At 42.1% G+C, this 12516-nt stretch carries 16 protein-coding genes; all 16 read left to right on the top strand.

From position 1 onward, the window contains the following. Positions 1–75: 75 nt before the first annotated feature. Positions 76–837, top strand: a complete 762-nt coding sequence (gene kdsB / locus FD716_RS06975; protein WP_139851619.1) for a 3-deoxy-manno-octulosonate cytidylyltransferase — start codon at positions 76–78, stop codon at positions 835–837. Positions 838–858: 21 nt separating this feature from the next. Then, positions 859–1839, top strand: a complete 981-nt coding sequence (locus FD716_RS06980; RefSeq protein WP_139851620.1) for a DNA polymerase III subunit delta' — start codon at positions 859–861, stop codon at positions 1837–1839. A gap of 12 nt (positions 1840–1851) precedes the next feature. Continuing rightward, positions 1852–2196, top strand: coding sequence for a PilZ domain-containing protein (locus FD716_RS06985; RefSeq protein WP_407641924.1), 345 nt, complete (start codon positions 1852–1854; stop codon positions 2194–2196). A gap of 24 nt (positions 2197–2220) precedes the next feature. Further along, positions 2221–2994 carry a TatD family hydrolase gene (locus FD716_RS06990; RefSeq protein ID WP_139851621.1) on the top strand — a complete coding sequence of 258 codons (774 nt, stop codon included), beginning with the start codon at positions 2221–2223 and terminating at the stop codon, positions 2992–2994. A gap of 44 nt (positions 2995–3038) precedes the next feature. Next, positions 3039–3653 carry a TetR/AcrR family transcriptional regulator gene (locus FD716_RS06995; protein ID WP_139851622.1) on the top strand — a complete coding sequence of 205 codons (615 nt, stop codon included), beginning with the start codon at positions 3039–3041 and terminating at the stop codon, positions 3651–3653. A 10-nt stretch (positions 3654–3663) separates the two neighbouring features. After that, positions 3664–4242 (top strand): prepilin-type N-terminal cleavage/methylation domain-containing protein, encoded by a 579-nt coding sequence (locus tag FD716_RS07000; protein WP_139851623.1) that lies wholly within the window; start codon positions 3664–3666, stop codon positions 4240–4242. Beyond that, positions 4229–4618: a type II secretion system minor pseudopilin GspI gene (gene gspI / locus FD716_RS07005; RefSeq protein ID WP_139851624.1), complete on the top strand. Its 390-nt coding sequence runs from the start codon at positions 4229–4231 to the stop codon at positions 4616–4618. Before FD716_RS07000 ends, gspI begins: the two co-directional genes overlap by 14 nt. After that, the gene (gene gspJ / locus FD716_RS07010; protein WP_139851625.1) at positions 4615–5247 is read left to right on the top strand and encodes a type II secretion system minor pseudopilin GspJ; all 633 of its coding nucleotides are present in this window, start codon (positions 4615–4617) and stop codon (positions 5245–5247) included. The genes gspI and gspJ overlap by 4 nt, the downstream gene beginning before the upstream one ends. A gap of 32 nt (positions 5248–5279) precedes the next feature. Then, positions 5280–6227, top strand: coding sequence for a type II secretion system minor pseudopilin GspK (gspK, locus tag FD716_RS07015; RefSeq protein WP_139851626.1), 948 nt, complete (start codon positions 5280–5282; stop codon positions 6225–6227). Positions 6228–6379: 152 nt separating this feature from the next. Then, positions 6380–6976 (top strand): 6-pyruvoyl trahydropterin synthase family protein, encoded by a 597-nt coding sequence (locus tag FD716_RS07020; RefSeq protein WP_139851627.1) that lies wholly within the window; start codon positions 6380–6382, stop codon positions 6974–6976. Positions 6977–7021: 45 nt separating this feature from the next. Beyond that, positions 7022–7735: a uracil-DNA glycosylase gene (gene ung, locus FD716_RS07025; RefSeq protein ID WP_139851628.1), complete on the top strand. Its 714-nt coding sequence runs from the start codon at positions 7022–7024 to the stop codon at positions 7733–7735. Then, positions 7732–8853 carry an enoyl-CoA hydratase/isomerase family protein gene (locus FD716_RS07030; protein WP_139851629.1) on the top strand — a complete coding sequence of 374 codons (1122 nt, stop codon included), beginning with the start codon at positions 7732–7734 and terminating at the stop codon, positions 8851–8853. Before ung ends, FD716_RS07030 begins: the two co-directional genes overlap by 4 nt. A gap of 6 nt (positions 8854–8859) precedes the next feature. Continuing rightward, entirely contained in the window at positions 8860–9417 is a 558-nt protein-coding gene (gene tadA / locus FD716_RS07035) for a tRNA adenosine(34) deaminase TadA (protein ID WP_139851630.1), read from the top strand. Between the two features lie 70 nt (positions 9418–9487). Further along, the gene (locus FD716_RS07040) at positions 9488–9922 is read left to right on the top strand and encodes an SRPBCC family protein (protein WP_139851631.1); all 435 of its coding nucleotides are present in this window, start codon (positions 9488–9490) and stop codon (positions 9920–9922) included. Between the two features lie 12 nt (positions 9923–9934). Beyond that, a complete protein-coding gene (gene cmk / locus FD716_RS07045; protein ID WP_139851632.1) occupies positions 9935–10627 on the top strand; it encodes a (d)CMP kinase in 693 nt (230 codons plus the stop codon). Between the two features lie 106 nt (positions 10628–10733). Beyond that, positions 10734–12410, top strand: a complete 1677-nt coding sequence (gene rpsA / locus FD716_RS07050) for a 30S ribosomal protein S1 (RefSeq protein WP_139851633.1) — start codon at positions 10734–10736, stop codon at positions 12408–12410. The last annotated feature ends 106 nt before the right edge of the window (positions 12411–12516 follow it).

A 12516-nucleotide genomic window follows, 5' to 3' on the forward strand; every position in this document is an offset into this window, starting at 1 on the left:
CGCATTATATTTTAACGCGTACTTTAATATTGTCTTTAACTCGAATTTTTGAATTATATTTTTAAAGGTTTTCGCATGAAACACATCGTTATTCCTGCACGTTATCAAAGTTCACGTTTACCGGCTAAACCCTTGTTGTTAATCCACGGTAGACCGATGATTTTGCGTGTGGTTGATCAAGCGAAAAAAGTTGAAGGTTTTGATGATTTATGTGTTGCAACGGATCATCCACAAATTTTTGAAGTATGCCAAGCCGAAGGTGTAGATGTGGTCTTAACCAGTGCCACTCATCCTTCTGGCACAGATCGCTTAAGTGAAGTGGCGGCAATTAAAGGTTGGGATGCAGAAGATATTATCGTCAATGTGCAAGGAGATGAGCCCTTAATTCCTGCTGCATTGGTGCGTCAGGTGGCTGATTTGTTGACCAATCAGCCGCATTGCTCAATGTCTACCCTGTGTGAACCGATTCAGCACTTAGATGAGTTTCAGCGCGATAGTATTGTTAAAGTGGTGATGTCGAAGTTTAATGAGGCACTGTATTTTAGTCGTGCAGCAATTCCTTTTGAGCGAGATGCACATCTACAGGCAGCAGCAACATTACATCAGCAAGCCTATCGTCATTTGGGGCTTTATGCTTATCGCGTTGGTCTATTACAACAATATGTGACTTGGGAGCAGGGTGCATTAGAGCGTCTAGAGAATCTAGAGCAATTGCGCGTCTTGGAAAATGGCCATCGTATTGCAATTGATGTGGCACAATTCAGCTTGCCACCGGGTGTCGATACACAGGCCGATCTTGATCGATTAAATGCAATGCATTTCAGTCACTTTAACTAAACCAAAGCGAAGAGACTCCTCTTGGATAGTAATAATTCACAAGTGTACCCATGGCAACAACAGGTTTGGAAAACGCTTACTGGGCGTTTTCCAAATGTGGGTCATGGGCTATTGTTTTATGGTAAAAAGGGCTGTGGCAAGCATGCTTTTGCCCAATACTTTCTGACGTGGTTGCTGTGTCTGAACAAACAGCCTGAAGGTGCTTGTGGTGAGTGCAGCAGTTGTCTTTGGATTAAGTCGGATACTCATCCTAACTATGTCTATCTTTCAACCGATGATGACAATAAAAAAGCCAATGCCAAAATTAGAATTGATAAAATTCGTGATTTATTGCCCTTTGTGCAGCAGACCGTAGATGGTTGGCGCGTGATCGTGATTGATCCTGCTGAAGCCTTGAATATCGCATCGTCTAATGCTTTGCTTAAAACGTTGGAAGAGCCTGGCGATCGGGTGATGATTATTCTATTGGCAGAGCATTTTTTGAAATTACCTGCCACGATTCGCAGTCGTTTGCAGCATTTTGCCTTAGATCGAATTGAACCTGATCAGGCACAGCAATACTTACATGCACATTTGCCTGATTTGCCAAATGATCAAGCCAAGTTATTGTTAAATTTGTCCAATCAAATGCCCTTGTTGGCGATAGAACGTCATAACGCAGCATGGTTGGCACGTCGTCATGAGTTTGCACAAGACTGGCAGAAATTGGTGGCTGAAAAAAATATGCCGCTGTTTTATGCCACTAAGTGGAACAAAGAGCTAAATTTCGCAGACTTTATACAAATGTTTGAATATTTGTTGGCAGATTTAATGGCATTAAAACTCAATCATGTCACCAACAATAGCGATATAGATCTGCGGCCACTTGCTGAATATTATGCATTGGAGAGTTTGTTCAATCTCTACGATGAATTGCAGCAAGCCAAGCGTAAATTACAGCAAAACGTACAAAGTAATCTTTTAATGGATGATTTGTTTATACGTTTAATGAATGTTTCATAGAATTAGGGAATGATGATGCAAAGTGGGATGGCCGATCTAACGCAACTTAATCTTCGAGACACTGCCATGCTACATGCATGTTATATGCCTTTTGTGCAGCGGGGCGGTTTGTTTATTCCATCGCAACAAAGCGTTAAAATGGGTGAGCACATTGTCGTGAGTACCACTTTGCCGGGGCAAACACAGCTGGTTCAGCTTGCTGGCAAGGTTATTTGGATTTCACATAAGGCCACAGGTCTTAAACCTAAAGGCTTTGCAATTCAGTTGGGTGGTGAGAAGTCTGAGTTTTATCGGCTTGAAATCGAAAAAATACTGGGTGTCGCTCATTTATCAGATCGTCCAAGTTTTACATTATAACCATTAAATATATAGGTACTTAGCGTGTTTGTAGATACACATTGCCACTTAACCATGCTCAATTTAGAGGCTTATGACGGCAGCTTAGATGCCGCGCTAGCACAAGCCCGTGAAAATGGTGTGTCCAGATTTATGGGGATTTCAGTGGGTTTGGATGACCATATCGCACTTGCAGAAATTGCAGCACGTCATTCCGATGTTGGCTACAGTGTGGGTGTGCATCCCTGTGAAGATGTCGCTGTGATGCAACAGGCGAGCGTAGCGCGTTTGGTGGAACTGGCACAGTCGGACAAGGTCTGGGCTTTGGGGGAAACGGGTTTAGATTATTTTCATAGCACAGAATATATTGCCGAACAGAAAAAATGTTTTTCAAGACATATACAGGCATCCAAGCAAGTAAAGAAACCAGTGGTGGTCCATACTCGTTCGGCCAAACATGACACGATTGATGTGATTCGGGCTGAGCAGTCGACGCATGGGATTTTGCACTGTTTTACTGAAGACTGGGAAACTGCAAAAGCCGTCCTTGATTATGGTTACTATATTTCTTTTTCAGGTATTATCTCGTTTAAAAGTGCGCAAGACTTACGAGATGTGGCAAAACAAGTGCCTTTGGATCGTATTCTGATTGAGACAGATAGCCCTTATTTGGCACCTGTACCGTATCGTGGCAAAAGTAATGAACCAAAATATGTCCCTTTTGTAGCGAAAGCGCTTGCTGATGTATATGATATGACACCTGAGGAGATTGGGTTTATCACTACCCAAAACTTTGATAATCTTCTAAATTTTAAATAATGCTGTTAAGCGCATGACCGTTAAAAGTGAGTAAGCCGGTGAAGATGGATCGACAGGCTCAGTTTAGAGCACGAGAAGCATTAATATTTCAAGTTGCAGAACAATTGCTGTTGGAAAATGGCGAATCGGGGATGACGCTTGATGCGCTCGCTGCTGAACTTGATCTTGCCAAAGGGACGCTGTATAAGCATTTTCAAAGTAAAGATGAGCTGTATATGTTGCTGATTATTCGCAATGAGCAGATGCTACTTGAAATGATCCATGATGCAGGAAAAGCTTTCCCAGAGCATTTGGCTTTTTTTATGTTGCATCATTTACATCATCCTGAGCGAACGGTGTTGTTCCATCAAATCGAAGAACGCTTGTCGATCACAGCGCAAGGCATTCAAGATTTATTCTATCAACTCTATCAAGTGCGTAAACAACGTCTACGCCTGATCATTGGCTTGACTGAAAACTATTTAGCATCGCAAGAAAGTGTGATGTCAGTACGTGATTATTTGGCCACGATCTGGTCGATTACCCATGGTGGTGCTGCTATTTTAAATTCAAGTTTTTATCAGCGTTATTTGGGTGCACGAGATACCTTGCGTATTGCACTGATTGATCAAGCACTGGCTGTTCCAAACCTGATCTCTCCAGAACATCAACCTGCTTAGTCAGAGACTTATGAATAACCGACCAATGTTACACAAACAAGCCGGTTTTACCCTGATCGAAGTCATGGTTGTGATTGTGATTGTGGGTATTTTAGCTTCGTTGATCACCCTCAATATTGATGGGGTTGATCAACGTAAAGCCATGCAGGCCAGAGAGTTACTGGTATTGGATCTGAAAAAAATTAATCGCGAAGCCAACGATCAAGCCCGTGTGTATGCAATGCAAACGCAGGCTGCGAGCAATGTCAGTCCTTTTCAATACCGTCTACTTGAATATCAAAAACAAAATGCGCCAAAAGCATCTTCTAGCATACAAGCGCGGCCAATGTTGAGTCTTTATCAATGGCAAGATGCAACGGAGTTCCCCGTACGACAACTCCCCGAACAAGTATCCTTTGTGATTGAAGCACAACAACCCCATTATGCCGAGAACAGCCAAACTGAATTACTCAGACAAGATGCCCCAACGTTGATTTGGTTTGGAAATGGCGAAGCTAAACCTGTCATGATCCAAGTGTATTATGCACAAAGACCGATTGGTGAACCAATCACAATAGATCATTTGGGTAAAGTAGATGCGCAATCCTAAGGGTTTTACCCTGCTTGAGGTGGTGGTTGCTTTGGCGATTTTTGCAATTGCAGCAATGGCATTGACCAAAGTGGGCATGCAATATACGCAGTCCACCTCTAATGCAATACTTAGAACCAAAGCGCAGTTTGTTGCGCAAAATGAAATTGCCAGTATGCAAATTAAACGCGAGTGGCTAACAGGCACCCAGTCTAAGCAAGTGACTGCGCAAGGGGAGAGCTGGCAAATCGATAAGAAATCTGAATCGACCATTAGCCCTAATGTGCAAAAAATTGAAGTGCAAGTGAGTTTATTTGATACGGAAGCAGACAAGGTCGGCACTGGAATTACGCATCTGGTATTTTTTAATTATCCAGAAAAAGATAAAAGCCTATGAAAATAAAAAAATCCCAAGCCGCTTTTACTTTGGTTGAGTTGTTGGTTGCGATTGCTATTTTTGCCATTCTTTCGGCACTTGGATGGAAAGTCTTTGACTATTTAGGACAAACCAAAGCACGCAACAGCATACATGAAGAGCATTTGTCACAAATTCAAGAAGCCTACCAACAGATCCAACGCGATATGCTGCAAATAATTGCCGTTGGTGCCAATGTTGATGGTAGTTTGAAACCTGCATTGCAGCTTGATAATCAATTGCTAAGCTTTAGCAAAACAGGAGTGACGGATCCCTTAAAACAGGGGTTAGCACCAGATGAGCGGATTGAGTATCAGTATAATGCCGAGCAAAAAACCATTTATCGCCTTAAATATACACATTTAGACCGCACTGCTGCGGAGCAACCGTTGTCAAGTGTGCTACTCAAGAATGTTGAGCAATATGAAATTACCTTGCTTGATCCGAATGAATTAAGTCGCTGGCCTGAGTCCGTAGTGAATTTAAATGACAATCGCGCTTCTGTAAAATTACCGCGCGGCTTAAAAATAAAAATGAGTGTGAACGAGGTTGAATATGAATGGATATTTAGCCTGTTGAATACGAGTTTTATCAGCAAAACTGGACCGTAAAGCATGAATAAAACACATGTTGAGAAAAGTGCATGAAGCAGCAAAAGGGTATTGCATTAATTACGATCTTGGTCATGGTGGCTTTGGCGACGATTATTGCTGCGACGATTGCAAAGCGCCAACAATATACGCTTGAAAGCACAGCTTACTTAATGCGTCAAAATCAATCTTTACACTATGCTAAAGCTGCTGAGGCATTTTATTCAGAGCTTTTAGTGCTCGATAGCGAAACCAGTGCGGAAGCAGATTTCTTACAAGAATCTTGGGCACAACCGATGCCACCATTTCCAGTCGAAGATGGGATCGTTTCTGGGCAGCTTGAAGATGAGTCTGGCAAGTTTAATTTAAATAGTTTGCTGAAAGCAGATGGCAGCCCCAATCCGCAGATGCAAAAAGTATTTGAGCAACTGTTACAACGTGTGGGACTACCAGCAACGCTGAGCCAAGCGGTAATGGATTGGCAGGATGCTGATGATTTGAGCATTGGGCCGATGGGGGCTGAAAGTCAATATTATCAAGGTTTAACCAAGCCTTATTTGGCGGCCAATCGCCCATTTCAAAGTGTTGAAGAGCTGCGTTTGGTGCGTGGTTTTGAAGCAAAGAACTTTGATTTGATCGCACCTTATTTGTCGGCTTTGCCCGATGTTGAGACAAAAATTAATATCAACACCGCACCAGCATTGTTGCTGGCGAGTATTGATGAAAAACTAGAGGTCAATCGTGTTGCTGACACCCTAAGTCAGCAGCAAGCCAAACAGGCACATTTTGCGAAAGTCAGTGACCTACTGGAAACACCTGCATTTAATCAACTGGATGCTGCTGCAAAAACATTGGCCAATAATGTACTCGATGTAAAGTCAGCGTTTTTTAAGGCCAATATCGAAGTGCTGCTGAATCAGCGGAGACGACAATTGAGTAGTCATCTTATTCGTAAAGATAAGCGAGTGCAGGTCTATTCACGGAGCCTGGCACCGTTTTAGCTAATCCTATGATTAACTACTCATATCTGCATGAAATGGTGTTGTAAGCCTGTTATACTTTGGCTTAATTGACAGCAGAATTAAATTTAATTCGAATCTTGGTGAATTTGTTCTATAATCAATTTTTAACGTTTTGTTGATATAATTGGCACATGTTAATTCGTAAGTTATTTAAGTTCGAAAACGCACATATTGTACGCAATTGCAGCTCTGATCGGTGTAAGCGCTCTATCCATGGGCATAGCTATAAAGTTGAATTATTACTTAAAGCTTCTAAGCTCGATCATGGCCAAATGGTGTACGACTTTGGTTTGCTAAAAGGGATGATCAAAGACATTTTTGATAGCTTTGATCATGCAATTTGTTTTTGGCAGCATGATGATTCAGCCTATATTGAGGCGTGTAAAACATTTAGTGCACGTTGGGTCGCTTTACCTGTATCGCCATCCGCTGAACAATTTTCACGAATCTTCTTTTTTCTTGCACAAGAAATTATGAAGTCGACGGTTACTCAAAATGGTGAGGGCGACGTCGAAGTTTATTCGGTAATTGTGCACGAAACAGATACAGGCTATGCGCAAAGTTTTCAGGAAGATATTGAAAATGAGCAAATGGGCTTACTTCGTCTGGATCAAATTGTTTTCTCAGATCAAGTGGTTGCAGAATGGTCTGACCCAGAGATGTATGAGAAATTGAAGCAAGGGATTAAATTTATTAATCCAGAAGTTGATTTACAGGTGAAAGTCTAGGCACTGGCCTGGACAACACAACCATGGATTTAGGATGTTATTAAAATGAGCTTAACTGAGCAGGAACAAATAAAACTGAGTCAAGTTCGGTTAGATCAAAGTTGGAAGGCGGCTTTAACGGAATTTTTGTTAAGTGAAAAAATGGATCATTTGCGTGAATTTCTTCGTCAAGAAATATCCGAAAATAAAACCATATACCCGCCAAGCACAATGATTTTCAACGCTTTGGATAGCACGCCATTGAATCAAGTCAAAGCTGTGATTATTGGGCAAGACCCATATCATGGACCTGATCAAGCGCATGGGTTGAGTTTCTCGGTACAAAGAGGGGTTGCGGTACCGCCTTCTTTACGTAATATTTTCCATGAACTGCAAAGTGATCTCGCTATTCCAATTGCAAAACACGGCAATTTAAGCAAATGGGCTGAACAAGGTGTTTTGCTGCTTAATAGTGTGCTGACCGTTGAAGCAGGACAACCAACCTCACACCAAAAACAAGGCTGGGAAGATTTTACCGACACTGTAATTGATGTGTTAAATCAACAGCGTGAAAACATTGTCTTTATTCTTTGGGGCGCGTACGCACAACGAAAAGGACAACGTATCGATCAGAGCAAGCATCTGATCTTAAAAGCAGTACATCCATCTCCCTTAGCCGCAAACCGTGGTGGCTTTTTTGGTTGTAAAGCTTTTTCTAAAACAAATCATTATCTGAAACAAAATGGCATTGAGCCAATAGACTGGCAGCTGGACGCATGACAAATTTACTTCAAAGCAATAATTATCATCCTGATTTGATCATTGAAGAAGCCCGCAATGGTTGGCGCATTATTCGGCTGAATCGTCCGAAATCACTTCATGCATTGGATGAATCAATTGCGACTGCATTGTTAAAACTATTTGAAGATTTTCATCAAGATGACAGTGTTAAAGCGATTTGGTTAGATTCGACGACACCAAAAGCCTTCTGTGCAGGTGGTGATGTTCGTAAATTAAGACAATTGGTCATTAATGACGAAGTCGATGCTGCAAATCGTTTTTTTGAGCAAGAATACTCGCTGGATTTACTCTTACACAACTATGCTAAACCTGTGGTTGTTTGGGGTGAAGGTTATGTCATGGGCGGTGGTTTAGGCCTGTTTATGGCAGCACCATTCCGCTTAGTGACCCCATTTTCACGTTTGGCGATGCCAGAAGTGAATATTGGACTTTATCCAGATGTGGGCGGTAGCCGCTTTTTGGCAGACCGCGGTCCAATCGGCTTGTTTACCGGCTTGACGGGTTCAATCATGACGGCTGCGGGTGCATACGGGATTGGTTGGGCGACACATATTTGCGATGCACAACGTGATGTGGTTTTGCAGAAACTGGTTGATATCGACTGGGAACATTATCCAGCAGGGGATTTTCGTGCCTTGGACGATACCTTAAATGGTATGCATCGCCCAGTACCACCTGGTCCATTACAAAACTCACTTGATGTCATTCACAGTGTTTGTCGCGGTGTGGATTTCGAACAAGACTACAATGCGATCATTGGCTTAAGTGATGCGCGCAGTGATTGGTTGCGTCAAGCCAGTGAAAACTTGCAAAAAGGTTCACCAAGCACAGCTGCAATTACTTGGTTGTTGTGGCAGTGGGGCAGACAGGTGCATCCATGGCAAGAAGTTTTTGCGCTTGAAGAACAAATTTCCAATTGGAAATTACGCCATCCCGATTTTGTAGAGGGTGTGCGTGCACGTTTAGTTGATAAAGACTTGTCTCCAGAATGGGAGGAAGTTGAATCGATGACATTACCTGGTATTTTGGCGAAAAATCCGCCCGTCACGAATATCGAGAGTTGGAATGATTTACTCAAACTTTATCACGTGATCTAAATTGTAATGGTTGATACGTTAAAAAACTTAGCAGATGACATTGATGCAGATGATGAGTCAACACGTATCGATGAGCAGTGGATGCAGCTTGCATATGAGCAAGCTGCATTGGCTGCTGCACAAGATGAGGTTCCTGTTGGTGCGGTTTTAGTGAGCCAAGGCCAAGTGATTGGACTGGGCTATAATTGTCCAATTGAACGGCATGATCCAACGGCACATGCTGAAATACAAGCACTGCGCCAAGCCTGCTTAGTCGGTCAAAATTATAGACTGCCACTGGATACAACCCTTTATGTAACTTTAGAGCCATGCACCATGTGTGTTGGCGCTTTGATTCATGCGCGAGTGACGCGGGTGGTATTTGCCACCACAGAACCGAAGGCTGGTGCGCTGGTCAGTAGTCGGCAGTTATTAGAGAGTGGTTATTATAATCATAGTTTTGCGTTTCAAGGCGGCTGTTTACAGCAGCAATGCGCCACACAACTTTCTACATTTTTTAAAATGCGACGAGCACAAAAAAAACAACAACGTTTGGCAGAGAAAAACGCCTCGGCAGTAAAATAAAAGGCTTTACTTTGTGAATCAAATATTGACAATTGGTGTTGTCAAAAAAATCAAGCTCACTGGGAAAGTTATGGAATCCATTCAAATTAAAAAAGAATTTAATGCACCTATCGATCAAGTATTTGAATTACTCGCGAAGCATGCAACTTATAATCTGGTTTTCGCACCAGTGCAATTGCGTCGTATTAAAGATTCAAGCGATCCAGAACGCCCAGATGGCCTAGGTTCGATTCGCCGAGTTGGATTGGGGCCGATCAAGTTACTTCAAGAAGAAATTACCCGATTAGACGTTAATCAACGCATTGAATATAAAATCGTAAAGAGCCCCTTAATTAAGCATCATTTGGGGATTATTGAATTTCAAAAGATCGCTGAAAATCGCACTTTGGTGACTTATACGATTGAATTACAAACACGTTTGCCTTTTGTGGGGAAAATGATCCTTGCACAGCTGAAACAGGCGATTAAACTAGGCCTTACTAAATTGGCGAAATCCTTCGTCTAAACAGGGGATACAATGACAACGCATATTATTACCATTGATGGCCCAAGTGGTTCTGGCAAAGGAACTTTGGCAGCGAAACTTGCGGTGCATTATCAGTATCACTTGTTGGATTCAGGTGCGTTATATCGATTATTGGGCTTGTCATTGCAGCAAAAAGGTTTATTGGTCAACATCCAAGATGAAGATGTGCTTAAACAAAGCGTTACAATTGCTACGAATTTAGATATCCAATTTCAAAGCCAAGCAGCACAAACAAAAATAGTATTGGAAGGACACGATGTCAGCCAACAAATTCGTACCGAAGAAGTTGGCGCGTTTGCATCAAAAGTTGCGGCAATTCCTGAACTTAGAGCTGCTTTGTTCCAACGCCAACGTGATTTTGCACAAGCGCCGGGCCTTGTTGCAGATGGTCGAGATATGGCAACAACCATTTTCCCAGAGGCGATTGCCAAGATTTACTTGACCGCTTCCGCAGAGTCTCGTGCAGAACGCAGAGTAAAACAGTTGCAGGCTATGGGTCTCGATGTTAAAATGAGCGACATTTTGGGTAATATCCAAGCTCGTGATCAGCGCGATACGGAAAGAACTGTAGCGCCGCTTAAACCAGCATCTGATGCTTATATCATTGATAGTTCTCAACTCAACATTGAAGAAGTCTTTAAGCTCATGACTGGTTTTGTTGATGAGCAATTAGCCAAACCTTAAATATTATCAGCAAATGCATAGCTTGATCAGTCTTATATGGACTATGTAAATGCTTAACTGAACCGGCCTTGTCTGATCCAAGACCGCTGACTTTTCTAGGTATATCATGACCGAATCTTTTGCAGCCCTCTTTGAAGAAAGTGAATTAAACCTCAACGTTGAAAAGGGTGCAGTCATCCAAGGGATCGTTGTTAGCATCGACTCTGATTGGGTAACCGTAGATACAGGACTAAAATCAGAAGGTGTTGTTTCACGTTCTGAATTTTTAAATGAACAACGCGAACTTGAAGTTCAAGTTGGCGATACTGTAGACGTTGTTGTTGAAGCACTTGACAACGGTATGGGTCAAACAGTTCTTTCACGTGAAAAAGCGAAACGTGCTGAAACTTGGACTAAACTTGAAAAAATCTTTGAAGACGGCGAAATCGTTACCGGTATTATTTCTGGTAAGGTTAAAGGCGGTTTCACTGTTGACATCGGTCCAGTTCGTGCGTTCTTACCAGGTTCTTTGGTAGACACTCGTCCAATCCGTGACACTACACATCTTGAAGGCAAAGAGCTTGAGTTTAAAGTTATTAAACTTGATGCTAAGCGTAACAACGTTGTTGTTTCACGTCGTGCTGTGATGGAAGCTGAATCTTCTGCTGACCGTGAAGCACTTCTTTCTCAACTCGAAGAAGGCCAAACAGTTACTGGTACAATCAAGAACCTTACCGATTACGGCGCGTTCGTTGATTTAGGCGGTATTGATGGTCTACTTCACATTACAGATATGGCTTGGAAACGTATCAAGCATCCTTCTGAAGTTGTAGAAGTTGGTCAAGAAGTTACTGTTAAAGTTCTTAAATTTGACAAAGAACGTAACCGTGTTTCACTCGGTCTTAAACAACTTGGCGAAGATCCATGGTTAGCGATCATGAACCGTTATCCTAAAGGTTCTATCGTTAAAGCACGTGTAACTAACTTAACTGACTACGGTTGCTTCGCAGAAATTGCTGAAGGCGTAGAAGGTCTAGTACACGTTTCAGAAATGGATCACACGAACAAAAACATCCACCCATCTAAAGTTGTTCAGATTGGTGATGAAGTTGATGTTATGGTTCTTGAAGTTGATGAAGAACGTCGTCGTATCTCTCTCGGTATCAAACAAACTCGTGCTAACCCATGGGAAGAGTTTGCTAAAGCGCATGAGAAAGGCGAAAAAGTTTCTGGTACGATCAAATCAATTACTGATTTTGGTATCTTCATCGGTTTACCAGGTGGTATCGACGGTCTAGTACACTTGTCTGATATTTCTTGGAACGAACAAGGTGAAGAAGCGATCCGTCGCTTCAAGAAAGGCGATACTGTTGAAGCCGTTATCCTTTCTGTAGATGCAGAAGGTAACCGTATCAGCCTCGGTATCAAGCAATTGAACAACGATCCGTTCAATGATTTCTTAGCAACAAATGAACGCGGTGCTTTGGTTAAAGGTACTGTGACTGCTGTTGATGCTCGTGGTGCTACTGTTAAATTAGCAGACGAAGTAGAAGCTCAATTGAAAGCTTCTGAAATCAATCGTGACCGTGTTGAAGATGCAACTAAGTTCTTAGAAGTTGGTCAAGAAGTTGAAGCGAAGATCATTAACGTTGATCGTAAATCTCGCGCAATCAACTTGTCGATCAAAGCGAAAGACGAAGCTGAAGAGAAAGAAGCAGTTGCTAATTTGCGTCAAACTACGACAACTCAAGAAAATGGTCCTAAGACTATTGGTGACTTGATCAAAGCGCAAATGGGTAACTAAGTTGATGTAAGAGAAGTATTGTTAAATGTAATTAAATAATACTTTTTATACGAATACTGTTAAAGGTAGCGTGGTATTTAAACACCACGCTACCTTTTTGTATTTA

The organism is Acinetobacter pullicarnis, from assembly GCF_006352475.1.
GTDB lineage: Bacteria > Pseudomonadota > Gammaproteobacteria > Pseudomonadales > Moraxellaceae > Acinetobacter > Acinetobacter pullicarnis.

Bases quoted from the DNA above. Each gene is read 5' to 3' on its own strand.
- kdsB (WP_139851619.1), top strand. From the start codon at position 76: ATGAAACACATCGTTATTCCTGCACGTTATCAAAGTTCACGTTTACCG.
- FD716_RS06985 (WP_407641924.1), top strand. From the start codon at position 1,852: ATGATGCAAAGTGGGATGGCCGATCTAACGCAACTTAATCTTCGAGAC.
- FD716_RS06995 (WP_139851622.1), top strand. From the start codon at position 3,039: ATGGATCGACAGGCTCAGTTTAGAGCACGAGAAGCATTAATATTTCAA.
- FD716_RS07000 (WP_139851623.1), top strand. From the start codon at position 3,664: ATGAATAACCGACCAATGTTACACAAACAAGCCGGTTTTACCCTGATC.
- gspI (WP_139851624.1), top strand. From the start codon at position 4,229: ATGCGCAATCCTAAGGGTTTTACCCTGCTTGAGGTGGTGGTTGCTTTG.
- gspJ (WP_139851625.1), top strand. From the start codon at position 4,615: ATGAAAATAAAAAAATCCCAAGCCGCTTTTACTTTGGTTGAGTTGTTG.
- gspK (WP_139851626.1), top strand. From the start codon at position 5,280: ATGAAGCAGCAAAAGGGTATTGCATTAATTACGATCTTGGTCATGGTG.
- FD716_RS07020 (WP_139851627.1), top strand. From the start codon at position 6,380: ATGTTAATTCGTAAGTTATTTAAGTTCGAAAACGCACATATTGTACGC.
- ung (WP_139851628.1), top strand. From the start codon at position 7,022: ATGAGCTTAACTGAGCAGGAACAAATAAAACTGAGTCAAGTTCGGTTA.
- FD716_RS07030 (WP_139851629.1), top strand. From the start codon at position 7,732: ATGACAAATTTACTTCAAAGCAATAATTATCATCCTGATTTGATCATT.
- tadA (WP_139851630.1), top strand. From the start codon at position 8,860: ATGGTTGATACGTTAAAAAACTTAGCAGATGACATTGATGCAGATGAT.
- FD716_RS07040 (WP_139851631.1), top strand. From the start codon at position 9,488: ATGGAATCCATTCAAATTAAAAAAGAATTTAATGCACCTATCGATCAA.
- cmk (WP_139851632.1), top strand. From the start codon at position 9,935: ATGACAACGCATATTATTACCATTGATGGCCCAAGTGGTTCTGGCAAA.
- rpsA (WP_139851633.1), top strand. From the start codon at position 10,734: ATGACCGAATCTTTTGCAGCCCTCTTTGAAGAAAGTGAATTAAACCTC.